This is a genomic window from Streptomyces sp. NBC_00829, from assembly GCF_045161795.1.
In the GTDB taxonomy this organism is placed as follows: Bacteria; Actinomycetota; Actinomycetes; order Streptomycetales; family Streptomycetaceae; genus Streptomyces.
In genome coordinates this window covers 258,969-284,041 of record NZ_CP108868.1, presented here as the reverse complement: position 1 = coordinate 284,041, position 25,073 = coordinate 258,969, and the positions used below count along the sequence as shown (strand labels likewise).

Here is a 25,073-nt window from a genome sequence, read left to right as displayed (position 1 = left end):
GCGACTGAACCGTCCCGGATTCGAGGTTTCGGCGATCACAACCAGTCGCTATCCGTTGTCGAATCGGGCGAGTGCGACAGCTCGAGGACGTCGCCGACAGGAATGTGCCCGGACTGCGCGGAGCGCGCCGCGCGGACACGGATGCGGTCACCGGGGAGAAGAACAAGCAGGGCCAGAGCTGACGGCAGGGAGCGGCGATGACGAGATGGCCTGGTCAGGTTCTCGATTTCGAGAACGTCGGCTTCCGGCGTGACGAGGATCTCCACGACGCGCACCAGTTCGTCACCTTCGTTCTCGGCTACCCTGCCGGTGTGGACCAGGGATTCGGATTCCGTGACGATCGCCATGGTGTGTCCGGCGAGTACCTCCACGCGGGCCGACGCGTCCTCCGGGTCGAAACCCAGGAGACCACCACTGAGATGATCGCAGCCTGTCCATCCCTCCTCCGCGCCGTCGTCGCGGCCACGTAGGGAGTAGTACACCTCTTCCGCGAAGTACCCGTCATCCCTGCGGTGGAGAAGCAGGACAAATCCGAGATCGTGCTCGGTCCAGACGTCCGCGACGATCGGTTCTGCGGTGCGGTCTGTGCCGGCGGTTGCCGCCGGAAGGCCAGCTCCGAGGGCCTTCAGAGCGATCTCGGCCATGGGACGCCTCATATATCTGCCTTCCATCGCACTGCGCTTCCGCCGTCCGGCTAATTGTAGTCAAGCCACGTGGTGTACGACATCGCGGTGGCGCGCCCCGAGGGGCGCGCCACCTGTTCAACCGTGGGTCCGGTCGGTTACTTGGCCACGCAGTTGTCGGTCATGCTGGCGACGTATCCTCTCCAGCCGAAGACCGCGACCGCTCCACCGGTCCAGATGCGGGTTCCTGGCTTCACCTGAATGTTGTAGTGGACCGCCCACTGGAGCTTCAATGGCGTGTACCAGCTCTTCTTGCTCTGGAGTTTGACCATCTTGCCGCTTCGTCCCGGCTTGACGCCCCAGGTCTCGGCCTGGGAGGCGTTCTTCGCCAGGTAGCGGTTGGCGAAGCCGGTCACCTGGACATTGATGTAGTACCCCATGTAGCGGTAGCCGTTCTTCGCGACACCGCCTCCTCGCCGGCTCGTGACAATCCTCATGCCATAGCCGTTCTTGATACGACGCGTGCCGCACTTAGGGAACATGCCGTCGGTGTCGGTGGCGTTGCACGGGTCGGCGTTGGAGTAGTCGTAGGCGTTGGCCGAACCACCGTAGAGCGGGTCGGTCTGCATGAATCTGCCGCGAGTCGGGTCGTACAGCCGGACACCCATGAGCATGAGGCCAGTCGGTGTCTCGGCGGAACGCTGCTGCGAGCCCAGCCAGCCGTACCGCACGGCCGGCTGCCCCGAACGCGTGTTGCCGTACTCGTCGTTGTCGAGGGTGACCGGCGGCTTGCTCGTGTCGAGCGGCAACTGGAGCGCGATGTCACCGTGGATGTTGGTGAGTTGGAGCACCGTATCGCCGGTCTTGCCGGTGGTCGCCCCGAGGGTTCCGGTGACCGTCTCGACGTTGCGGGTCAGCGCGCCGGTGGCCGTGTCCTCCACGATCCAGCGCGGGTTGTCACCGTCGCTGTCGTAGTGGTTCAGCTTGGCCCCGGTCTGGGTCCAGGTGCTGCCGCTGCCGGTCTCCACCTTCCACGAGCGGAAGCGCAGGGCGGCGTCGAGCTGCCAGGTCTGGCGCTTGCCGTTTGCGATCTGCTGCTGGGCGAGGTCGTTGGCGTAGTAGCTGATCGTGCCGTGCCCGGGCGCGGCCGTGGCACGGCCGAAGGCGTCGTACGTCCACCCTGCGTCGGCGGCTCGGTCGGCGGAGTCGTATGCGTAGGTCTTGGTCGTCCCTCCCGCGGTGGGGCAGTCGGCACCGGGCACTCCGGTCGCCGTGGTGAGCGAGGTGCGGTTGCTGCGCTGGTCGAATCCGTATGCGCGGCGGTTGCAGACGGTCTCCGCAGTGTCCTTGACGGTGCTGAGCCTGCCGACGGTGTCGTACGTGTACTCCTGGTCCGACCAGCCAGCCTGCGCGGTCACCTGACCGTGCACGGACTCGCTGAGGCGGTCGGAGAATACGACCGTGCCGTCACTGTCCCGGGTGTAAGTCCGTGCGACCGCGGAACCCGCGGTGTCCTTGGTCTGAGTGAGCGTGTAACCGCCGGGCAGCGTCTCGCTCACGACGCCGCCGTCCGCGTCGTAGACCGCCGTGAAAGCACCGGCCACGGAGTCGGTGACCTTCGTCGGCAGACCGCGCGGCTCGGCCGTGTGGTCGTAGGAGAAGGTGACGGTGGACGGGACAGAATCGGTTACCTTGATCGGACGGTCGAGTGCGTCGAACTGCACTTGGGTCTGGCCGCCGTCGGCGTCCGTGTAGGAAATCAGACGCGTCAACTTGTCGTAGATCCGCGTGATTGTCCCACCGGTCGTGGAGGCGGACTTGACCGCCTCACCGTTGGTCGGGTCGTACGTGATGGTGACCTGAGGAACGGTCGCCCCGGAACCGCCGGTGATCGCGACCTCGGCAGGGCGTCCTGCTGCGTCGTGGGTGGTCGTCGTGGTACGGGTGACGCCGTTGGCGGACTCGACGGTCTTGGCCGTGTTGCCCCACCAGTCGTACTCGGTCGTGGTCGTGACCAGCTGCGTCGGGTTGCTGCCACCGCCGGTGATCGCACCTGCGGGTCCGGTGGAGCACACCTTGCCGACCCACTCCGGGCGGCCGGCGCAGGCGCCTGTGCCCGTAGCGGACCAGTAAGTGGTCACCCGGGTGGCTGCGTCGGCGCCGTTGGAGCCGGGCTGCAGCTGCTTGATGACCCTGCCCTGGGCGTCGTGGACCGTCTCGGTCGTGAGCGCCTGGCCGCCTGGATCCTTGATGGTCTTGACCTGAACAGCCTTGGCCCAGTCGTAGGTGTTCTGCGTCTGGCGAATCTCGGCGTGCGTGGCCGGGTGCTCACGGACCTGGGCGCCGACGGTGACCTTGGTGACCTGATCCTTGATCGTCGCCGTCCCGTCGGTGGGCCGGCCCGCGTCGTACTCGTTGACCGTCCAGGTCCGCGCGGTCACGGGGGTGCCCGCGGGGACCAGCAGTGTGGTGCCCGACTTGAGATCCGTCGTGAGGCCGATCCGTCGCAGTGGGGCGAACTCTTCCAGCTTGCGCGTGCCGGCGGCGTTGTAGACCGAGCGGGCCGAGAGCAGTTCCGCGCGCTCCGCACCGGTCAGCTGGGCGATGCCGAGGTCCTCCTGGACGGCCTTGTCTGCTGCGGTGAGACCGAGCGCGACGGCGCGGTTGGACGCGCTCAGCTCACGTACGGTGTTCCCGAAGCGGTCGTTCTCCGTGGTGGAGATGTGACCACCGGGAGCGGCTGAGTTCACCTGGTTGCCGGATGCGGCCAGGTAAAGGATGCTCGCCCGCCGGTAGTCGGCCGCTCCCAGCAGGGTGCCGGAGTGCCCGGAGGGTACGGAGTCGGCGGGGAACACAGCGGTCGCATCGCTGGGCGCCTCGATCTGTCCCCACGTCTTCACGGCCGTCGTGTCCATCTGATGCGGTGCGGCGGAGCCGGTCAGCGGCACCTCGTAGACAACGCTGGTCACGGCTTCACCGTCGATGGCGTCGACCGTGCCCGGCTTCGCGTGGGGATGGTCGCTTTGAGGAGCATCCCCTCACTGGTGTTCGCGGAGGAGCCCGCCTTGCCGTAGGTGAGGGTCCACGGAAGCTGCCCGGGAGCGGTATAGGTCGTGACCCGGCCCGCGATGTCGTATCCGTAGCTCGTCTTGAGCGCGGGCGAGATCTGTGCCTGCCAGGTCTCCCTGAGCCGGCCCAGGTTGTCGTACACGTACGCCTGGACCGCCTTGGCTGTCGCGGCGGCAGCTCCTGGTGCGGTCGCCCACAGACGGATCTCCTTGACCTGACCTGTGTACTCACCGAAGGACGAATCCGTCGCCGTGGTGCTCGTCGCATACACGAACTCCAGAACGCGGCAGCCCTTGGTGGACGGCGTCGTCGCACACGTCGCCGCGGGAACACCCGAGTCCTGCGCAATCACACGGTGCGGACGGGCGAGCTTCTTGCCGTCCACGGTCACGGTCTGCGAGACCATGGTGACCGTCGAGTCGTCCTTGCCGTCGAGCATGGTCGACGACACGTTCCAGACGGTGGACGCGGCGTCGAGCTTGCTGAACGTAGTGACCGCGCCCTCAGTGTCGGTCAGGGTAAAGGTGCCCGTGACGCTGCCCGTCAGGGTCAGCTTGGGAGCGCCCGGCTCGGCGATCCAGCCCGTTCTCGCCGCATTCGCGGTGAAGTGGACGGCGTCGCCGTTCCCTGCCGACACACGGACGGCCGTGTCGGAGATCTTCTGGATGTAGGTGTAGTCGGACTCCGACGTTTCCGCGTTCATGCCTGCGGACCACTGCTTGCCGAAGATCGGCAGCTGTCCCTCCTGCTCCGTCGCCAGCTCGGGCTGGAGCGAGGAGGCGGTACGAGTGACCGACATGCCGAAGTAGGAGGATTCGGACTCGGACAGCGTGTACTCACCGGTGAGCAGGTTCAGTGCGCCCGGCCCGACCCGGCCGGGCGCGGCGCCCTGGGCGGTTCGGTCGACGACGACGTTGAGCGGCTGCGTGCTGCCACCGGCGGAGTTGGGGCCGGTGAAGTCGGCCTTGACCTGCACACTGCCGTCGGGGTCGACCGTGTCGGTGGCGTTCCAGACCAGCGGAGCGTTCCTGCCGCCCGTCATCGGCACCGGCCATGCGGTCAGAGGAGTGCCCCCGGAGATTACGTGACCTGCGGGGATCTTCACCCACGGATCGGCCTCGGAGCGGCGCCATGAGAAGGACACCGCGTTGTACTTGCCCGATTCGGCTTCGGCGACCAAGGGCAGGCGGCGTGCGGTGCGCTCACCCTCTGCGGGCTGGACGAAGCCGCCGGGTCCGGCGTGGAAAGTGTATTCGATGGCCTCCGACTTGTTGTCGGCCTTGTCCACCGCCCGCACCAGCAAGGTGTGGTTGCCGTCCTTCGGAGGCGTGATGCTGATGCCCTTGTCGGCCGACGAACCGGACGTCACGACCTTGGTCCAGGTCGACTCGTCCAGACTCCACTCGAGCCACTGGTGGTCGGCGGCGGGCGGAGTGACCGTGAACGTGCCTGTCTGTCCCGCGCCCTTGACCCACGCGTCGGTCGGGTAGTCAGTGGAGACGACGGCGCCGGGTGCAGAGGGCGCCTTCGTGTCGACGGTGAAGGTCTTCCACGCCGACCAGTCCACGTTGTAGTGGCTGCCGTCGTACGGCGAGGTGCGGAACTTGTACGTCTTGCCGTTGGTGAGCACACCTGCCGGAACGCTCACCGAGGCGACCTGTCCGGAAGAGACGTACTTGGAGACGATGACGTCGCCGACCTGAGTGTTGGTGGCGTTGTCGAAGATCTGGAACGTGCCGTTGACCTTGTCACCATCGGCGTCGACGAAGGTGTCGCGCAGGGTCGGCGTCACGGTGTTGACGGTGTAGGCGCTGCCGTAGGAGAAGTAGGGCGGGCCGGCTTCCTGCTTGGTGCCGGTGCGCGGCCGGTAGTTGTAGTTGACGACCATCTTCGGCGGGTTGGAAGCGGCGTTGGCGGAATTGACCCGCTTCCACTGCGCGACCACGCTCTCGTCGGAAGCGCGCAGGCCCATGTGGCCGCGGGTCGCTTTGGCGGACGCCCACTCCTGCACCAGCGTGGTGACGTTGGCGTTGATCCATCCGTCGGGCTGGGTGGTGCACGAGGTGTTGCCGCGGGTCTCGGTGGAGGTGGCTTTCTTTGCCGTCATCGTCGGACGTTTCGTCCACCTGCTGGAGGTGGAAGCCGCACCCGAGGACCAGACTTCCCACGGGTATGTCTTGCAGTCCACGTTGTTGCCGGAGTGGAAGTTCCACAGGGACAGCTTCGCGTCCAGGACCAGTGCGTCCTGGATCGGTGAGGTGTTCCAGGAGATGAAGGACTGTGCCGTGCGCGGGGTACCGTCGGCATTCTTCGTGCCCGGGTTACCCAGGTCCAGTTCGGTGTCGGCCGACCAGTCGACGGTCTCGCCCTGCTGGACATACGTGTCAAAGACGTTGGACAGGGACGAGGTAGAGGGGTCCACCGTCACTGGGTACTTAGCCTTGATCCACCGAGGTGGTTCGAGAGTGATCTTCTGATCGATTTCTGTGTCCGCTTTGGGCTGGTGGCTGGGTGTGGGCAGGCGGCATCTGCTGGTCTGCCCAGCTTTTCCACGGGTTCGGTTCCGGTTGGGCCCTGGTGGGCGGGGTGGGCAGGGGCTGTTCGGGTCAGCCGGGTGGGCCGTGGACGGTGGTGAAGAGGTGTGTCCAGGCGTGCTGCCAGGGCCAGTTGTGGGGCAGGTGCAGAGTGACGCGTCGCGCTGAGCGGGCGATGCGGGCCGGAACCTGGACCAGGTGGGCGCGGAGAGTAGCGGTGGTGGCCTTGGCGTGGAACGCAGAGGCCAGGGAACCAGCGGCCCGCAGCAGGTTGTAGGTCATCGCCCACAGGGTGAGCCAGGCCGCGTTGGCGTGGAAGTGCCCGGACGGCAGATGGGCCAGGGCCGAGGCCTTGCTGTCCGCGATGACCTGCTCGACCACGGCATGGTGGCGGTGTTCCCGCTCGGCCCGCAGCGTTGCGGCGGGCTGGTCGGTGAAGAAGGGGTGGTAGCGCCAGACGGGAAACAGCTCGTCCTGCTCGCCCACGACGGCGGGTTTGGCCAGGTCACGGACCCGGCGCACGATCAGCCGGGCGGTGACCCGATCTGCCTTCTTGCGGCCGGTGAACGCGGTGTACTCGGGTATCTCGGCGACTTCGGCGTCCGAGATGAGTTCACCGGTCTCGGGGTCGGGGACCGCGGTCGGGTAACTGATGTGCTGCCAGGCGTCGTGGGGGATGCCGAGAACGGCCCGTTTGATGGAGGGGTTCATCCCGGTGGTGACCGAGAAGTGGGCGCCTGCCCGGCGGCAGGCGGCGATGACCCCGGCGTTGTAGAACTGCGAGTCGGCCCGCAGGATACGGGTCCCGGTGCAGCCGGCCTCGGCGGCGGTGGCCAGGGCCTCGCTCACGAATTTCGGGGCGCCCCGGGAGTCGGCTGCTTTGCCGCGTCGCATCCGCACTGCGGCGATCACCGGCCTCGACCGGGGGGTGCAGACCGTGGCGAGGAGCGGGTGCAGGGTGCGGATGCCCTTGAACCGGCCGTACTCGGCGCCCTGTTTCGCCCGGCCGTAGACCCGCCTGTGGGTGGAGTCGACGTCGACGAACGCCACCTCACCACCCGCACCCGGCAGCAGCGGGGTGCGCGCGGCGAGTGCGGCGAGGAACCTGCGGTGCACGGCGTGGAGTTGCAGAGCGTGTCCGTGGGTGAACGCACGCAGGAACGTGCCCAGCGTGGACGGGGCGCGAATACCTCCGAACACCGTCGGCATCGCCCCGTGACGCAACATCGCCAGGTCATCGATACTGTCCGCGCCCGCTGCCATGCCCGCGACGATGCTGGTGACCTTGGCGTCCGCCGCCGCACCCGCCCCGTTCCTCGCCCCGGTCAGCTTCACCTTCTCCGTCACCAGTCGCGACAGCCCGCACCGCTCGGCCAGCCGCAGCACCGGGACCAGCCCAACCTGCGCGATCAGATTCGGATCATCGAACACAGCGGAGACCGCCGCCGGCGTATGGGAAACTTGCATCTCGGAAGTGCCTTGCTGATCGCGCGTGCTGGAAGCCTGAAGAACTCCCATCATCGCAGGTCACGAGGCACTTCCTCGTTTCAAGAAGAGTTATCCACAGATGCCGGATCGGTGGATCAGGGCTTAGTGGCCGGATCGGCGAGGAACTCCGCATCCGGGGTGATCACGAGATCGATCGAGGATCCCTTGGTGACGGCCTTCATCGCGACCGGTACCCGCCGGGTGTGCTCACCGGACCGCTCGTCGACGGTGGAGTCCCACATCACCGGCGCAGCCATCACTGCCTGCTTCTTGTTCTTCTTGTCCGTGAACAGCACGCTGCCATCGGCCTGCTGTGCGGCCTTCAGGCCCTTGGCCTTCAGCGGCAGTGTGTACGTGTAGCCGTTGGTGGCAGGCTTCTGCTTGATCTCGACGAACTGCTCGAAACCGGTACGGGTCGCCTCGACCACCACGTCAGCACCAGGCACGGCGTTGACGTACTCAGCCCGTGCGCCATCCAGCTTCGGCGCGGGCAGACCGCCCTTCCACTGCAACGTGATCTGCTCATCACCCTCGCCAAGCGTCACCAGATCGATTGCCTTGGAGGCTTGCGCCGACTTGAGCGACGCAGCCGGGGCAGCAGCCTTGCCCGCCAGCTTCAACCCGTGCGGGTGCGCTATGGGCTGCACAGACCCATCGGAACTGCTTACGAGATCCAGGTTCACATCCCGCCACTCACTGGTGACGTCGTCCTGGAACCGGACCGGGCCGGCGGTGAGCTCAGTGGTCAGCGAACCGTCCTTGTTGGCCCAGGTCTTGGACGTCTCCGTGCGCTCCGACAACGCCTCAACACGCTTGCCCAACAGACGCGCGGCAACGCGGGCGGAAGAAATGTCGGCCGCTTGAGTAGCCGCCGCATTCTTCTGCGCAGTGGGGGCCTGAGGCGCTGCAGCGATCGCGGCACTCGTGCCATCGATCAGGGTGACTGACAACGCCAGAGCAAGACCGCCCGCGACGTAGCGCAAGCCCGACCATGGTCTCCCACGCTTGTGGTAGGCGTGTATGTGAACCGTCATTATTCCTCGGTCTCCGCTACTTACTTGTCACTTATGTGACGCAAATTTGAAGGTACCGAGGAGAAGAAGAGAAGGAATCCAGGCGGACCCACTCAAGCGCGACAATGTGGCCATAAGAATGTGTGAGCTGCGCCACTGACGGGTGGTCAAGTCTTAGCGCCTGCCCTGCTTTTCACGAACTGACGCCCAACTTCCCGGCTGGCTACGGATACAACACGCAGTGTCATGGCAACGCGTCCTACAACCACATCGTCTTGCGTGTCCTCCAGCAGCCCCACACCGACGTCACCGCGTGCGGCGCGCAGCTGGTCGCTGTCCCGCCGCAGATGATCCCCATTCCCTGGGCCTACGTGAACTGTGGGTTCCGCTCGTGGAACACGCGGACCTGGAGCAATCGCGCTAGGCCGAGGGACCGGCCTGGGCTGGAGCACCGCCGCCCCCGTGGCCAGGCATCTCCGGCGTCCCGCCGTCCCCGCCGTAGTTCGCCGATCTGCTCGATCGGGAGGTCGCGCCAGCTCCGGGAAAGCGCGATGGCCTGGCCAGGGTCGAGGGTGAGCGCTGAGGCTGATATTTGGAGTGGACACCCTGACAATGGATCTTGATGGTCCAGGGAGGGATGTTCAGGTGGGACGCAAGTCTCCGTATCGGAGGAGTTCAGGAGGGACGCGGTCGCGCTCTACCCGGCCGCGGGCGGCAAGCGCACATACGCGGCGGTGGCAGCCCTCGACATCACCGCCGAGTAGCTGCGGACGTGGGTCCGCAAAGAGCGAGTCCCAGACGCTGCCCGAGCGTCGCGAGGCCGGCGGAAGCCCGGCTGACGAACCGGCCCGGTTGCAGGCGGAGAACGCCCGGCTGCTGAAGGCGGAGAAGGAGTGGCAGCTGGAGCGCGAGATCCTGCACCGGGCAGCCGCGTATTTCGCTCGGGAGGTGAAGTGAGCCCCCGACGCCGGGACTTCATCTCCGAGAATCGCGACGACTTCGGCGTGAAGCGGATCTGCCGGGGCCTGGGCGTCTCCGGCTCCGGCTACTACCAGCACCGGGCCACTGCAGACGCCCGCGCCGAACGAGCCATCGAGGAAGCGAACGGTGTCGGAGATCGGCAGATCCATGCCGACCACCAGGGCGCCTGGCGCCCCGCGCGTCCATGCCGAACTCCGCTCCCGCGGGAGAAAGATCAACCGCAAGCGCGTGAGCAGACTGATGAGGATCAACCGCATCGTCGGACGGCACCTGCGGCGCAGGAAGCGCACGACCATTCAGGCAAGGCGGCCCCGCCCGTGCCGGACCTGGTGATGCGTAACTTCACGGCGGACATGCTCAACACCAAGTGGTGCGGCGACATAACGTACGTCGCCGTCGGCTCGACCTGCTTGATCGCCACGGTTATCGACATCTGCTCGCGGCGCGTGATCGGCTGGTCGATCGCGGACCACATGCGCGCTTCGCTGGTCACCGACGCGATCGAGATGGCCGTGGCCGCCCGCGGCGGCCAGGTCCATGGCGTCGTCTTTCACCCGGACAGGGGCGCACAATATGGATCGGCCGCCTTCGCTGAGGCCTGCCGTCGGCACGGCATCCGCCGCAGCATGGGCCGCGTCGGCTCAAGTTATGACAACGCCCTCGCCGAATCGTTCTTCCAGGGCCTCAAAGCGCGAGTTGCTGCACGGAAGGCGCTGGACCTCGAAGGCGCAGACACGGCTGGAGCTGTTCAGGTGACTGTCGTACTACAACCGGCGCCGCCGCCACTCCGCCCTCGGCTACCTCGCGCCAGCCGAGTATGAACAGCAATTGATCACGTCACGTACGCCGTCACACGTCGCGTGAAACCCGGTGTCCACCTCCGGGGATCAACCTCACTGCTTTGCTCCCCCTTTGAAGGGCTTTCGACACTGGGCTTCGACGCCGGGCGTTTCCCCCCGACGCCGCCAGTCTGCTACCGGGCCTCCTGGCAGCTACCCGACCGGACTCTCACCGGCAGGCGACAACGAGCCTACGACCAAAGGTCACTTACAACATCAAGACCTCCAGTCTGCTGGGCGCGCGAAAGATCGAGGTTAAAGATCTCTAGCGGGCCGAAGATCCGTCCAGTGCGTTTCGACATATTCGAGGCAACTCTCTCTGGAGCCCTCGTACTGCGTGTTCCAACCACCGGGCGCATCGAGCCAGGCAGGCCAAAGGGAGTGCTGGTTCTCTGTATTCACCAGAACGCGGTAGGTAGCGTCATCCTTTTCGAACGGATGCGTCACGGTGCCTCCTTGTAATCAACGGGTCCATGAGTAATTTTTGGATGTCTGGACGGCTCCCGGGAGGCCCCAGAGATCCTCCTGCGCCACATCCGATACGGAGTACTTGCCCAGCGCGCTGATAAGGAGCCGCAGCTCGAAACCGAAGCAATCGAGTAGCTTGAGCAAGCCCTGTTCAGGATCCTCATCGACGGCGAGAAACGCGGCACGGCCGACACCGACGGCGCGAGCTCCCAAGGCGAGGGCCTTGACCGCCCGTGTCCCCTCCCACATACGGCCCGACGCGATCAGGCAGGACTCCCTGCGCCCTACTCGAAGTAGCGCCTCAGCCAACGGTAGTCCGACGTGTTCCAGGAAGGACAGGGGCGCCCATCCAGTGCCGCTCTCGGCACCGTCTACGGTGACGGCGTCGGCCCCGGCTGCCCAGGCCACCTCGGCGGCCGATCTGATGTCCCGGCCTGGCAGGAGCTTGACCCAGATCCGTGCGCGGGGGAAGTTGTTACGCATCGACACAATCTGTCGGTGCAGTATCTCGTGTGTGAAGGTGCCAGGGGTTGCTGACCGCAGGACCCGCGTTGCGTCGCTGGAGAAGACTGCGTCCGTCGTGAACTGGATGTCCGCCGCGGTGACGTGCTGCGCGTCCACGACTGCCATGCCACCGAGGCCCGGCTTCGCCCCCTGCCCTACCTTGAGTTCGAAGGCCAGTCGGCCCGATTCGAGCAGCGGAAGGGCCGAGGGATCGCTGTAGACCAAGTTCCAGACTTCGGCGTCTGCGTCCTCGGTGCTCTGCTGGACGGCAATGCCGCCCGTGGCATCGGGCAGCTCCTTGCAGTAATCGCGGATACGCGCGCTGAGCGAGCGGTGGGTGCTGTCGCCGAGGCGGCCGTATCCAGAGGAGGGCACGATGTTCTCCCCCATGACGACGGGGATACCGCGGCGGCCCGCCTGGCGGGCTACAGCGTTGGCTATCTTTCCGTGCGCCAGGTCGGTAGAACCGAGCGCGGAGACGAGAACAGGGAGGGGGGAACGCAGTCCGCCGATGTCTGTGCGCAGGTCGACGTCGGTGTAAAGCGGTTCGCGTCCGAGTTCGATCAGTTTCTCCAGCCGCTGGGGCATGAAGACAGGGGGAACGATCCGCAGCGAGTCCAGTAGGTCCAGGCGTTCGGAACCCGAAGTGCCGTGGGCACCGAACATCGCCCTGCCGTACTGCTGCAGGGACGGCAGGGCGGCTGCCGCGCCGTCACGGGCCCGGGCGCGCACATGGTCTTCGGGGAAGCCTGCCGCAGTTAGCCTGCTCATCACGGTGACGGCTCTCCGGGGATCTTGGGATAGGCGCTGGCCTGCCAAACGCTGTCGACGCCAGCGATGTAGCGGGTGAAGCGCTCCAGTCCGATACCGAATCCGGCGCTGCTGGGGATGCCTTCGCGAGCCATTTTCAGATACCATGCGTACTTGGCCGGATTTTCACCGGTTTCTCTGATCCGCGCGACGATCGTCGCGTAGTCGTTCTCACGCTCGCTTCCGCTGCACAGCTCGCCGTAACCCTCGGGTGCAAGCAGGTCGAAGTTGCGCAGCGACCCGGGCTGCTGCTCGTTCTCGCGGTCGTAAAAGCCACGGGAGCCTTTGGGATAGTCCGTGATGAAGAACGGCTGCTCGGCTTCGCTCGCCAGCCGGACCTCACCCTGCCAGTCGATCTCGGCGTCCGAGTTCTGAGGATGTCCCATGGCATGCAGGCGACCCACGGCGCTGGAATGCGTCTGCCGCCCGAAGGGCACGAGAAGAGCCTTGGCCAAAGCTGCGGTGTCGCGGCCGACTTCGCCGAGCGTATCCGCGCTGGTGTCCAGAGTCTCTTCGATGACCCGTCGCACCAGGCTCTCGAGGAGTTCCATGATGTCGTCGCGCGAAGCGCCGGCCATCTCGACATCGATCTGGTGGAACTCAGTCAGGTGCCGGCCGGTGCCGGCCGTCTCCAAAGGCTCCAGACGGATGTTCGGCGCAATGAAGAAGATCTTGTCGAACGCCAGTAGCGTGGCCTGCTTATAGAGGATGGCGCTGGTCATCAGCTTGTAGCGATGCCCGTAGTAATCAATGTCCACCTGTTTGGCCCCGCGGGCGCCAGGATCTGTGACAGGGCCGATGATAGGCGGCAGTAGTTCGATGAAGCCCTGCTCGCGCAGATGCTCACGTACTGCGATGAGTATCCGGTGCTGGATCCGGAGCACCGCCTGGGTCTTGGCAGAGGCAAGGTGCTCGCGTGGGTCGGATTGGCGTGTCATGCCTGCCGTTCCAGTCTCGGTAGATGGGACGAGGGGTTGTCGTGCGGGTGCTTGTCGAATTTTTCAGCCACATAGGACAAGGCGCTGAGCAGCCCGGAGGCAGTGAGGCCCTGATCGGCGCGGTACCTTGGTGCACCGTTGATCGGCAGAGACGCCGTGGTCGACCATTGCAGACGGCCCTTGACGTCGATGTAGCTTCGCGTGCGACCAGCATTGTCTGGGTGGAGGCAGTAGGGGATGTCCAGGTAGCCGCGCTCGAAGGCGATGGCCAGGGCGCAGCCGATGTCCTGGTGGAGGCTGAGCACGGCATGGACAATCTCACGCGCCTCTGCGTGGACCGCGTGAGCAGCCGTCTGCACAGGTCTGCTCACCTGTTCGTTTTGAGCGGCGCGAGCAGCTGTCTCCAGCGCCGCCACGTTCTCGCTGATGGTGGGGATGCGATGGGCCTCCGCTGCTGTCTTCACGATCAGACGGGCCGAACCAGTGCGCACAGCGAGCCGGGCGGCCTCTTGGAGCAGTAGCTCAGCGCCCCGGTGTGTGCGGGGATAGACACCCATGTAGGCGTACACGACGACGTGCCAGTCAACATCTGGCAAGAGCGCTGCCGCCAGATTGTGCAGAGCGCTGATGGCTTCTTCGTCCTGCTCCGCATTGGTCTGCTGGGCATAGCTCATGGAGATACTGCCCAGTCCGTGTTGGCGGAAGAACAGCGCCTCAAGCAAGCTGATGGCAACGAGCAGGCTCGGTGGACACAGCTGGCCCAACATGCAGCCGCCGAAGGTTTCCACGTGTGGCTGCCGCCCGGTTTCCTGAAATTGGGCGAGTCTCCTGCTGCCCTCGCTCCAGGCTCGAATCGACTCACGCAGGGGCATGCGGCTGTATGGGAGGCAATACGAGACGGGGCCGCCCTCAGTGGCGTCGATGCCCGTTGCCTCCAGGGCCGCGAGGATGTCACGAGGGTCCGCCGAGCCGTGACGGACCTGGACGGGAAAGGTGGCGTCCATTATGCCGGCGAGCATCGCCCGTGTGGTGCCCGGAGCATGCGCCAGAATCGGATAGCCATTCAGTGGCGTGCACCGGCGCAGTGCCGCGCGGGCGGCCTGGTGATCGCCGACCCTCGTGTAACTATCGAGCGTGATCGTGCCGACGGTGGTGGCGGAAGCCCGCTTCGTTGCTAAGAGCCCTCCGCGCATCTCCTCCGGCATCGGCATCCCCATGCGAGGCTGCACGACGAGTTGACCGCCTGCCTGAGCGCCGGACACGAATCGGCCGAAGCCCGCAGACCGAGGGGCTGGCTGGATGGAGCTCATGCCTCGACCACGACTGGCAATGCCTCGACCATGGCTAGGAGAGCGCCCGGGTCCTCCTCGCCACCTTCGAAGACCGCATCGAAGCCTGCGGCACGGAGTACGTGATGCCATCGCGGATCGGGGCCGTCAATCCCCAGCTTCCCGCCGATGACAATGGGCACGCGGGCGAGTTCCGGGACCATACGGAGCCGCTTCACGACACGTTGGCCGTCATGGTACCCGTGTCCATTGACAGTGCTGATGACGATGAATTCGGGTCGACGGGCCCGGCACTCGGAGACCAGCAGCGCGTCGGGAACGCATGCCCCGAGGTTCGACACCGTATGGCCCGCCCCCTCAAGAAGTAGTTGCAGAAAGACCAGGTTCCACGTATGCGCATCCGACGAGGTGCCCGTAACGACTGTTCGCCGGCGACTCCTACCTTCCAGTCGCGGCACAATTTCCATGAGGCTATCCAGAACTCCATATCCAGTGTCCCGGCAGCCTGCGCCCTTGATATCGGATTTGCTGCGCCGCCAGCGCGTTCGTGGGCATCGCAGTAATGGGGTTGACTCGACGCCTGCCGCCTCTTCCGAAGAAGATCATTCATGCAGTTGCTGGTGGTGTCAAGACACTTTCCCCCCTGCGGAGTTCAGGGTGGGAGCGCGGTGGACCAGTGTTGCTCACCCTCGGTGATCAATGCGGGACTGGATTGAGAGATTCGATTCCCGGTGCACATTTCTTCAATTAGGACAATGTCGTGTAGAGGCTCACGAAGCAGACGACACTGTTTTCAAAATGCGCTTCCCGGGTGTAACGCCGACGTGAATCAGCCAAAGTTGGCTTGATGCATCCTCGCTGCAGTGGCGCAGTCAGTGCTGGAGGCGGCCGGATAGGCGAACTTGCTGGTCATGGCCAGCGTGAGTGGGATGCGCGAGGCTGACGGCGGGCCCGGCATGGCAACGATGGCTCATTTGATGTGGTGCGAGCAAGGCGTGCCTGTTGCGCAGGAGGCACGCCCTCCCAGGCTGCGAAGACAGGCCTTTACCCGGTGAAGGTCCGGTCGTGGTGCGGGAGTAGCAGTCGAGGAAACCCTTCCGGTGGAGCGATGTGTTACTTATGTGATTCCGGTCCTCTTGTCAAGAGGGTTTTGCGCTTTTGTCGATTCATTCTGGCCGACATGAGGCGGAGGCCCCTATCCGTAAGCATGCTGATTCAAACATTAAGAATCACCTTGACTAGATCAACAAGGGCTGGCAGCGTGCTGGTGCGGTGCCCCGGAACCCGAGGCGAGCATCGTTGCGACTCTTTATGTGAGGTGCAGGGATGCGGCCCGCATCCCGGGAATTGGACGTAAGGTGCTACGTATAATGGGTTCGTTTATAGCCCTCGAATAATCTATGGTCTGCGGCATCTGTGCGTGGCGTGGCCGGATTGGTGAACATGCACGCGGATGCTCTGGCGGAGGAAAATTATCTGCCGTCCATGACACTCGACTCATACTTGCGCAACGTGGTGCCCACGCATCCGCTCTTGAATTCAGTGCTGGACTTCGAGCGGCCAGATGCTGATGAGGCGTTGAAGCGTTTGTTCGCAACCACGACGGAATTTGACTCGGACTTCACCGGTCGAGGTGATTCCTACCGGCGGGCGCAGCGGGACGCATCTGTCCGGTGGACGGGTGCGCGGCAGTTGTTGCAGTTGGCTGCCCCGACCGACGGTGCAGAGGGCACAGTGCTCGACGTTCTAGGCGGTGACGGCCTCATAGCGCGTGCCCTGAGCGGCCACCCCGAAGGCGCCGAGGTCAATCTCAGCATCCTGACGGGCGATCTATCGGGGGAGATGGTCGGCCAGGCGCTGGCCCACGGCCTGCCTGCTGTCCGCCAGGCAGCAGACCACCTCTTCTTGCGAGACAACACGATGGACGCCGTACTGCTCGCCTACGGCACGCATCACATCGCCCCTCAAGAACGGCTCTGCGCCATCACCGAGGCCCTTCGAGTAACGCGGCCCGGTGGGCGTGTCGTGCTGCACGACTTCGATGAGCACAGCCCGATGGCGTACTTCTTCTCCGACATCGTTCATCCCAACACTGCGGCTGGCCACGACTACGTGCACTTCTCGCGGGAGCTCTTGGCCGGCCTGTTCGACCAGGCGGGTACGCCCGCCCGCGTGATCGACATGTACGACCCCCTGATCGTGGCCGGCTACACGGAAGACGATGCCCGCCAGCGGATGTGCGAATACGTGGCTGACATGTACGGAGTCCGCTCGGTTTTCGACGCCCTGGAAGGTCCGGAAGCCCGTTGGCGGCTGCTGGAGCACTGCTTCGGACACGAGAAGTACTTGGCAAGTCTGCCGGGCGAAGCGAACTTCACCTCCCAACCGGTCGTATACCGAGCAAATGGCCTCTTTGTTGCCGAAGTGCCGCGTGTAGCGATCGTCGCATTGGCTCAGAAGGCAGGGTGACGAGTTATGAGTACTTCTTTCGTTCCGGACCTGGTTCACCGACCTGAGGGACACGCGGCAGATGAGCTCGCCATCATCAGCGCCGATGGTGAGATGAGCTACGGCGACATGTGGCATCGCGTGGATGCCATCACGGAGGTGCTGTGCCGGTCGGGCATCAGTTCCGGCGACCACGTCGGGCTGTACTTCCTGCGCTCCGCCGACTACGTCATCTCGCTGTTGGCCACCTGGATAGCGGGCGCGGTAGCTGTTCCCATGGACCCGGAATTTCCAGCCGAGCGGGTGGACCAGATCCTGAGCGCGGCAGACCCGCGCCTGGTACTGCACGCAGGAACGGCCGGGCACCGCGACCAGACGACCAGGCCAGCGTGCTGGCTCGACGTCAACGATCTCCCTCGGAACGCAGACAAACTCCTGTGTAAAGCGGTACCGGCAGACGCCTGGGCGCGAAACCAAGCCGCCGAGCGTCCGGCGCTGATCCTCTTCACATCCGGATCAACCGGAACACCGAAGGGCGTGATCCTCCACCACCTGGGCCTGTCCAACCGGTTGGAGTGGGGCCAGGCCCAGTATGCCTTCGACTCCTCGGACCGCGTACTGCACAAGGCGTCCATCGCCTTCGACGCCTCCGTGCACGAGATCTTCTCGCCCCTGGTGGCCGGTGGCACCCTGGTTGTCGCGCCTCCCGGTCTGCAGTTCGACAGCTTGGGCATGGTCCGGCTGATACAGGACACTGCCATCACCACCGCCCACTTCGTCCCCTCGGTGCTCCGGTACGTACTGGAAGAACCAGAACTGGTGAGCTGCACCGATCTGCGGCGGGTTTTCTGCGGTGGCGAGGCCCTGGACATGAACCGGGTCCAAAGATTCCGCACGCTACTGCCGGCCTGTGCCCTGTTCAACCAGTACGGCCCAACCGAAACCTCAGTGAACGCAACGTACTGGGACTGCAGCGAGCCCTACGACGGAGACATCGCACCCATCGGCCGCCCCATCTCCTCCGTCCACTGCTACGTACTTGACGACGATCTGACGCCGGTCGCGGACGGCGAGAGCGGAGAGCTCTGGATCGGAGGCGTCGGCGTCGGCGTCGGCTACCTGGACGACGAAGCACAGACACAGGCGCGATACCGACCCGACCCGTTCTCGGACGGTGGCGCACGAATGTACCGAACCGGCGATCTGGTACGCCGCGCCGAACCGGGCTACCTCGAGTTCCACGGCCGGCTGGACGACCAGGTCAAGGTCCGAGGAGTTCGTGTCGAGCCCGAGGAAGTCGCCGCAGTGTTGCGCCAACACCCCATGGCGCGCGACGCCGCGGTAATCACCGTGCCCGACGAAGACAACGGAGCGCGCCTGATCGCGTATGTGGCGGCCAAACGGCGCCACTCGCCAGTCGTTGACGGCCTCCAGCGCGTGCAGATGCCCAATGGACTCGCAGTGGCCACGCCTTCCCCGGACGAGGCTCTCTTCCTTTACCGGCAGATCTTTGAGCAGGACGAATACTCCCGGTTCGGAGTGCACCTTCCCGACGACTCCGTGGTTGTCGACATCGGCGCGAACATTGGGTTGTTCTCGCTGTGGGCACATCTCCAGGCCGCGAACGTACGGCTGATCTCCGTCGAGCCGAACCCCGATGCGCTTCCCTTCCTCAAACTCAACCTGGAGCTCAACGCGGTTCACTCCGACGTCATCCCGGTCGCCGTGACCGACCAGGCCGGGAGCGCAGAACTCACATCATTTCCGCAGCTGTCATACCTCTCAGGTCTCGGAACGCGCCACCAGGCCGCAGCCGATCTCGTGCAGTCCCACTACGACAACACCACGGCCTTAGGCAGCGATCTGACCGACGAGGAAAGGGCATCGCTCCTCCTCGACGCCGAGCTCCGACTCCAGGCCCAGACCCACGTCGTACCCACCACCGGCCTCTCCGACTTGTTCGATCAGTACCAGCTCGAACGGGTCGACCTGTTGAAGATCAACGCGGAGGGCGCGGAGCTCAGCATCCTGCGAGGCGTGCGAGCCGACCATTGGCGCATGATCCAGCAGGTATGCCTCGAAGTCGAGCGCAGCAGTGTGGTGGGCGCGGAAATCAAGTCCATCCTGGACGGCGCCGGCTTCACCGTGCACGAAGTGCACGACTGGAGTGTGGGAGCAGACGCCGACGTCACGTATGTCTATGCACTCCGCGAAGACGACCCGCGCCCCCAGCCGCCGAGCCCGTCTGACGCGGCTGAAACTGACGCAGCGCTGCTCACAGCCCGGGCGCTACGCGAGTTCACCACGATGCGGCTGCCTGCCGCGATGCGTCCCGACCACTTCCTTTTCCTGGAAGAGCTGCCGCGTCTGCCCAACGGGAAAGTCTCCCGTCAGGACTTGCCCGCCCCTGTTCCCTTCGCGCCCTCCTCGCCTCAGGACGCAATCGACAGCCTGCAGGAGCAGTTGCGAGAAATCTGGCGCCAAGCCCTTCGCGTCGATGTCGTCAAGGACGATGACGACTTCCTTGCGCTGGGCGGTCACTCGCTGCTGGCACTGCGTATCTGCGCGCGCGTACGGGAGGCCGTCGGAGTAGAAGTGGCTCCACACACATGCCTGCAGGCACCGACGTTTGCCGACTGGCTGGCTGCGGTCACGCAGCAGCCCGTCCGATAGCGGAGGCAACACCGCAATGGAACCGCGCCTGCTGTCGGACATGCAGCAGTCCATGCTCGTCCACGAAGCTCTCGTGAACCGCCCCCTCTACAACATGCCGCTGGGCTTCAAAATCACCGGCGAGGTGACCCCCGACGTGCTGGAACAAGCACTGGATCACGTGGTCCGGCGCCACCCGGCACTCCACTCTACGTACCACGATCAGACTGCAGTTCCCATGGACCTCGACGGTCCTTTAACGGAACTGACACGTGCCGAGTGCTTGGCAGCCAACGACGCGCGCGCAGCAGTCATCATCAGATTCTGGCAGAAGCCGTTCGACCTTCGTGCTCAGATCCCTGTGCGCGCGATGCTGCTGTCCGAATCCAACACGGAGCACTACTTCGTGCTCTGCGTCCACCACGTAGCAGGGGACAGTTGGGCCCTGTCGCTACTGACCCGCGAGCTGGGCAGCGTCTACGCAGCATTTCTACGCGGGGCGGTGCCGGATTATATGGGCCCGCCCCCGGACTTCTTCACCTACGCGTCCGAGGAACAGGCCGCCACCTGCGACGCAGAGTGGTGGAGTGCGACACTGCGGGATCTGCAACCCCAGGCGCTGCCCCGCAACGATGCCCCTTCAGCCGCGGACAGCGGCCTCTTCATCCCCGTGGAGCTGCATCTCGATGCCGCTGCCACGCAAGGGACCAAGCGTCTAGCCCGTGCGGCACGGGTATCCCCGGCCGCGGTGCTTTTCTCGGCTGTGAGTTCGGCTGTCGCCCTCGGGGACACAACGCTCGAGTCAGTCGTCGGGCTGCCGGCCGCGCTGCGGGACACCCACCACCAGCAGGAAATCATGGGACCGATGCTGAACACGCTGCCAGTGCGGACATCGTGGAGCGCATCCCAGCCTGCGGAAGCTGTCGTGCAGACGCATGCGACGGCCATACAGGACGCGCTGACGCACAAACACCTGCCCTTCTCACGCATTCTCAAAGCCGCTCGGATGCGCAGGACTCCTGGCACGGCTCCGCTGCTCCATCTGGTCAACATCGACAACGAAGCGCCACGACTGCACCTGCCCGGGACCAAGACCACCCCGCTCCCCATACCGGCCCACTGGGCGACCTTTCCCGCCTTGTGGGAGTTCAGCTGGCAGACGGTCGGAAACATCAACGGCGTACTCCGCGCCTCTGCCGACGCCTTCACCGCTGAACAAGCGGACAAGATCGCCGAAGCCTTCCGCTCAAGTCTGGCGCGTCTCCTCACGTGAGCCGCTCGGCGGCCTTTCCAACGGCAGGATTCAGAAGGGATCCCCGCGTGCTTTCGTCTCAGGTGCTCTCGCCGCAGGAGCGACACCGTCTGCTGGTCGGGTACAACGACACGGCTGCACCGTATCCCGCGGATCGATGCGTCCACGAACTGTTCGAGGAACAGGTACGGCGAGCACCCGAAGCGGTGGCTGTTGCCTCCGACGAGGGCGTCCTGACGTACGCCGCGCTGAACGAGCAAGCCAACCGCCTGGCCCATCACCTCACGAGCCTCGGTGTCCGCCTCGGCGACATCGTTGCCGTGCACGTGGAACGCGGCCACGACCTGCTCATCGGACTCTTCGCCGCACTGAAGGCAGGCTGCGCCTACACACTGCTCGACCCCGACTTCCCCCAGGAACGCCTGGCGGCAGTGCTTCAGGACACCAGTCCTCCGGTGATCATCACACACCGGGCAACGGCCGGCCGGCTCGCTGCTTCCTCCTTGCAGGAAGTCTGCCTGGACAGCGTGGACCTCACCGCTCACCCCACAGAGGACCCGGGCGTAGCGGTCCATCCCGATGCGGTCGCCTGCGTCATGTTCACCTCCGGCTCCACAGGCCGCCCCAAAGGCGTGGCGTCGCCCCACCGCGCGCTGGTAAGCACCTTCACCGGACAGACGTATCTGTCCTTCGACTCCGAGCAGATCGTCCTGCAGTGCTCGCCCGTCTCCTGGGACGCCTTCGCGCTCGAGGTGTTCGGCCCGCTCTTTCACGGCGGAACCACTGTCGTCCAGAGCGGGCAGCGACCCGAACCCGCCGAGTTCGAACGGCTCGTCCGGGATTACGGCGTCACCACGCTCCAGCTCTCCGCAGGGCTTTTCAACCTAGTCCTCGACGAATACCCCGACAGCCTCACGCACGTACGCGAGGTCATGACCGCAGGTGAAGCCGCCTCAGTAACCCACGTCGAGCGGGCGCGAAAGGGCTTCCCCCGCATGCGGATCCTCAACGGCTACGGCCCCGTGGAGAACCTCGGATTTTCAACCACATACGACATTGCCCCCGGCAGCAGCATCGGTTCGTCGGTGCCGATTGGTGTGCCGTTGGCGAATACGCGGGTGTATGTGCTGGACGAGGGTCTGGGGTTGGTGCCCTCGGGTGTGGTGGGTGAGCTGTATATCGCGGGGTCGGGTCTGGCGCGTGGGTATGTGGGGCGTCCTGGGTTGACCGCTGAGCGGTTTGTGGCTGATCCGTTCGGTGGTGCGGGTGAGCGGATGTACCGGACGGGTGATCTGGTGCGGTGGAACTCCGGTGGTGAGCTGGAGTTCGTGGGGCGTGCGGATCACCAGGTGAAGGTACGCGGGTTCCGTGTGGAGCCGGGTGAGGTGGAAGCGGTCGTGGGCCGGGAGGAGTCGGTCCGCCAGGCGGTTGTGGTGGTACGCGAGGACCGGCGGGGTGAGAAGCGGCTGGTGGCGTACGTCGTGCCCGCGGACACAGACGCTGGTGTGGATGTGGGAGCGCTGCGCCGACGAGTCGGTGAGGTACTGCCCGAGTACATGGTGCCCTCCTTCTTCGTGGCCCTGGACACACTGCCGCTGACAGTGAACGGCAAGCTGGACCGTGCCGCCTTGCCAGTCCCGGACGTGTCGTCCTTGGTGGTGGGCAGCGCGGCGCGGACGCCGCGGGAGGAGATCCTGTGCGGACTCTTCGCGGAGGTACTGGGTCTCGAACGGGTGGGTGTCGAGGACAACTTCTTCGACCTCGGCGGGCACTCCATGCTCGCGATGCGGCTGATCAGCCGCATCCGCGCCGCCCTCGACCAAGAACTCAACATCCGCGACCTGTACCGGAACCCCACCCCTGCCCGCCTGCTCGGCGCTGGCCGCAACGGCGGCGCGGGCAGCGACTTCGACGTGCTGCTGCCGCTGCGGCCGGGCACCGGACAGACCGCGCTGTTCTGCGTCCACCCCGCTTCGGGCCTCGCCTGGAGCTACCTGTCCCTGGCACAGGAATTGCCCGCCGGAACACCCGTCTACGGCCTGCAGACGCCCGGCCTCACCACTGACACCGCACCGCCCACCGACTTCGAGGCGCTCCTGTCGCAACTTGTCGGCGAGATACGGCGGGTGCAGCCGACCGGACCGTACCGGCTCCTGGGATGGTCCCTAGGCGGCAACATCGCCCAGGCCCTCGCCGCCCAGCTGCAGTCCGAGGGGGACGAGGTCGACCTGCTCGCCCTCGTGGACTCCTACCCGGGAGCCGAGTGGCCCTGCCCGGACTACGCCACGCCGGCCCAATGGGACGAGTTCGGAATCCTGGCCACACTGGTCGCTGCGCCCCTTGACGCGACACAAGGCGCGGCCGACTTCGCCGGGCATCTCGAACGGCTCCGCTCGGACGTCCTGGCCGGCCTGCCCTTCGACGACGACACCTTCCAGCGGATGCTCACCGCCGGCGTGAATACCAGCCGGCTGGCGGCCTCCTGGACACCCCAGATGTTCAGCGAGCGGATCCTCTACTTCGCCGCGACCGAACGACGCACCGAACTGAGCCCGCTGCCCGACTCCTGGCATCCGTACGCCGACGCGCTGGACGTCCGGCCGCTCCCGTGCGCCCACGAAGAGGTCATGAACCCCGAACCCCGCGCGCGGATCGTGCAGGCACTGACCGCGGCTATGGACGAGCTGCCGTGACCCCGCTCCGTACCCCGCGCACGGCGTGCCCCTACACCGGAAGGTATTGATTGCAGTGATTGACGTGGACGGACAGCCCCGCGGGCACGACTCCCACGCGGCGTTGCGCACCGGGGTCACAGGACAACTGCTGTCGCCAGAGGACGTGGGATACGACGACGTCCGCAGAGTCTGGAACGGGATGCACGACCGGCGCCCCGCCCTCATCGCCCGCTGCCTCACTGCGGCGGACGTCAGCGCCGCCATACGCTACGCAGGCACCGCAGGTCTTCCCGTCACGGTCCGCGGCGGAGGCCACAATGTCGCCGGATCCGCCGTCGCCGACGGCACCCTGATGATCGACTTGTCACTGATGCGGGCCGTGGGCGTCGACCCGTCCGCTGCAGTGGCGGAGGCCGAGGGCGGCTGCCTGCTCGCCGACGTTGATGCCGCGACCACGCCCCACGGCCTCGCCTGCCCGGCGGGCGTCGTGTCGCACACCGGTCTCGCCGGTCTCGCTCTGGGCGGCGGATACGGCTGGCTGGGCCGCAAGTGGGGCCTGACGTGCGACCACATCCTGGCCGCGGAGGTCGTCCTGGCGGATGGCTCCATAGTGAAAGCGACCCCCGACGAGCACGCCGATCTCCTGTGGTGCCTGCGCGGCGGCGGCGGCAACTTCGGCATCGTCACCCGCTTCTGGCTGCGGCTCCGGCCAGTGGGGACCGTTCACCACCAGGTCGGTGCCTATCCCATCGATGAGGCCGCCCAGGCCCTCGCCGAGTACCGGGTGTTCGCCGAGAGCCAGCACCCGGACATGCACGCGGTCGGCTGCATGAAGGTCGCAGGCCAGCAGGACTGGATTCCCCGGTTCCTGAGGGGCGAGCCCGCACTCTTCCTGACTGCGGTCTGGCTCGGTGAACCGGCAAAGGGCCCCGAGGCCACCGCGGGCCTCTTCGGCAAAGCGGTTCCCGCCGGCGCCCTGTCCCGGCAGCTGACGTACGCGGAGCTCCAGGCGCTGGGGGACCACGGCGAACCCCACGGCAACCGGTACTTCACCAAGTCCTGCTACTTGGAGGACATCTCGCCGGAAGCCGCGGACGCGTTCGTCATCTCAGCGCGGGACGTCAGGTCACCGCTCTCCTCGATCGACTTCGAGTACCTGCGCGGTGAGATCACAAGCGTTCCCGACTCCGACTCCGCCTTCCCCCGCCGGGACGCCCCCTATATCTACACGGCGTCCGCGCAGTGGACCGACCCCTCGCACGACTTCGAGAACATCGCCTGGAGCCGGCGCAGCGTGGATCAGCTGGAGCCGTGGCACTACGGCGGTGCCTACATCAACTACGTCCAGGACGAGCCGGCGGCCAAGGTGCGCGAAGTCTACCGGGAGGACCGCTACCGCAAGCTCATGGCCCTGAAGTCGCAGTACGACCCGGCCAACGTGCTGCGCAGCAATCAGAACATCGTGCCGGCCCGAGCCGAATAGCACGTCA

General features: G+C 65.6%; 12 protein-coding genes and 3 pseudogenes. 6 read left to right on the top strand and 9 right to left on the bottom strand.

Features of this window, described 5'->3' with window-relative positions:
• Window positions 1–35 precede the first annotated feature (35 nt).
• The 4 genes and pseudogenes from OG293_RS40970 to OG293_RS40955 all read right to left on the bottom strand — a co-directional run.
• The gene (locus OG293_RS40970; RefSeq protein WP_406003917.1) at window positions 36–644 is read right to left on the bottom strand and encodes a hypothetical protein; all 609 of its coding nucleotides are present in this window, start codon (window positions 642–644) and stop codon (window positions 36–38) included.
• Between the two features lie 137 nt (window positions 645–781).
• Window positions 782–6,132: pseudogene (locus OG293_RS40965) on the bottom strand (DNRLRE domain-containing protein); the annotation flags it as partial.
• Between the two features lie 166 nt (window positions 6,133–6,298).
• Window positions 6,299–7,693: an IS1380 family transposase gene (locus OG293_RS40960; RefSeq protein WP_331752533.1), complete on the bottom strand. Its 1,395-nt coding sequence runs from the start codon at window positions 7,691–7,693 to the stop codon at window positions 6,299–6,301.
• 122 nt (window positions 7,694–7,815) lie between these two features.
• Window positions 7,816–8,664, bottom strand: a pseudogene (locus OG293_RS40955) (sugar-binding protein); the annotation flags it as partial.
• A 725-nt stretch (window positions 8,665–9,389) separates the two neighbouring features.
• Here OG293_RS40955 and OG293_RS40950 point away from each other — a divergent pair.
• A pseudogene (locus OG293_RS40950) lies at window positions 9,390–10,572 on the top strand (IS3 family transposase); the annotation flags it as partial.
• Window positions 10,573–10,802: 230 nt separating this feature from the next.
• Here the strand turns inward: OG293_RS40950 and OG293_RS40945 are convergent.
• Genes OG293_RS40945 through OG293_RS40925 form a run of 5 tightly spaced genes read right to left on the bottom strand, consistent with a single transcriptional unit; the run spans window position 10,803 to window position 15,023 of the window.
• Window positions 10,803–10,994 (bottom strand): MbtH family protein, encoded by a 192-nt coding sequence (locus OG293_RS40945; protein WP_331752333.1) that lies wholly within the window; start codon window positions 10,992–10,994, stop codon window positions 10,803–10,805.
• A gap of 15 nt (window positions 10,995–11,009) precedes the next feature.
• On the bottom strand, window positions 11,010–12,290 hold the full coding sequence (locus OG293_RS40940; RefSeq protein WP_331752331.1) for a glutamate synthase-related protein: 1,281 nt from the start codon (window positions 12,288–12,290) through the stop codon (window positions 11,010–11,012).
• Window positions 12,290–13,267, bottom strand: coding sequence for an asparagine synthetase A (locus OG293_RS40935; protein ID WP_331752329.1), 978 nt, complete (start codon window positions 13,265–13,267; stop codon window positions 12,290–12,292). The genes OG293_RS40940 and OG293_RS40935 overlap by 1 nt, the downstream gene beginning before the upstream one ends.
• On the bottom strand, window positions 13,264–14,577 hold the full coding sequence (locus OG293_RS40930) for a methylaspartate mutase (protein ID WP_331752327.1): 1,314 nt from the start codon (window positions 14,575–14,577) through the stop codon (window positions 13,264–13,266). Before OG293_RS40930 ends, OG293_RS40935 begins: the two co-directional genes overlap by 4 nt.
• Window positions 14,574–15,023 (bottom strand): cobalamin B12-binding domain-containing protein, encoded by a 450-nt coding sequence (locus OG293_RS40925; RefSeq protein WP_331752325.1) that lies wholly within the window; start codon window positions 15,021–15,023, stop codon window positions 14,574–14,576. Before OG293_RS40925 ends, OG293_RS40930 begins: the two co-directional genes overlap by 4 nt.
• Before the next feature lie 958 nt (window positions 15,024–15,981).
• On the opposite strand from OG293_RS40925, the gene OG293_RS40920 reads away from it, so the two are divergent.
• The 5 genes from OG293_RS40920 to OG293_RS40900 all read left to right on the top strand — a co-directional run bounded on the left by OG293_RS40920 (window position 15,982) and on the right by OG293_RS40900 (window position 25,066).
• Window positions 15,982–17,025 (top strand): class I SAM-dependent methyltransferase, encoded by a 1,044-nt coding sequence (locus tag OG293_RS40920; RefSeq protein ID WP_406003916.1) that lies wholly within the window; start codon window positions 15,982–15,984, stop codon window positions 17,023–17,025.
• Window positions 17,026–17,031: 6 nt separating this feature from the next.
• Entirely contained in the window at window positions 17,032–19,677 is a 2,646-nt protein-coding gene (locus OG293_RS40915) for an amino acid adenylation domain-containing protein (RefSeq protein WP_331752323.1), read from the top strand.
• 16 nt (window positions 19,678–19,693) lie between these two features.
• Window positions 19,694–20,929: a condensation domain-containing protein gene (locus OG293_RS40910; protein WP_331752321.1), complete on the top strand. Its 1,236-nt coding sequence runs from the start codon at window positions 19,694–19,696 to the stop codon at window positions 20,927–20,929.
• A 47-nt stretch (window positions 20,930–20,976) separates the two neighbouring features.
• Window positions 20,977–23,601, top strand: coding sequence for an amino acid adenylation domain-containing protein (locus OG293_RS40905; RefSeq protein WP_331752319.1), 2,625 nt, complete (start codon window positions 20,977–20,979; stop codon window positions 23,599–23,601).
• Window positions 23,602–23,665: 64 nt separating this feature from the next.
• Window positions 23,666–25,066 carry an FAD-binding oxidoreductase gene (locus OG293_RS40900; protein ID WP_406003915.1) on the top strand — a complete coding sequence of 467 codons (1,401 nt, stop codon included), beginning with the start codon at window positions 23,666–23,668 and terminating at the stop codon, window positions 25,064–25,066.
• The last annotated feature ends 7 nt before the right edge of the window (window positions 25,067–25,073 follow it).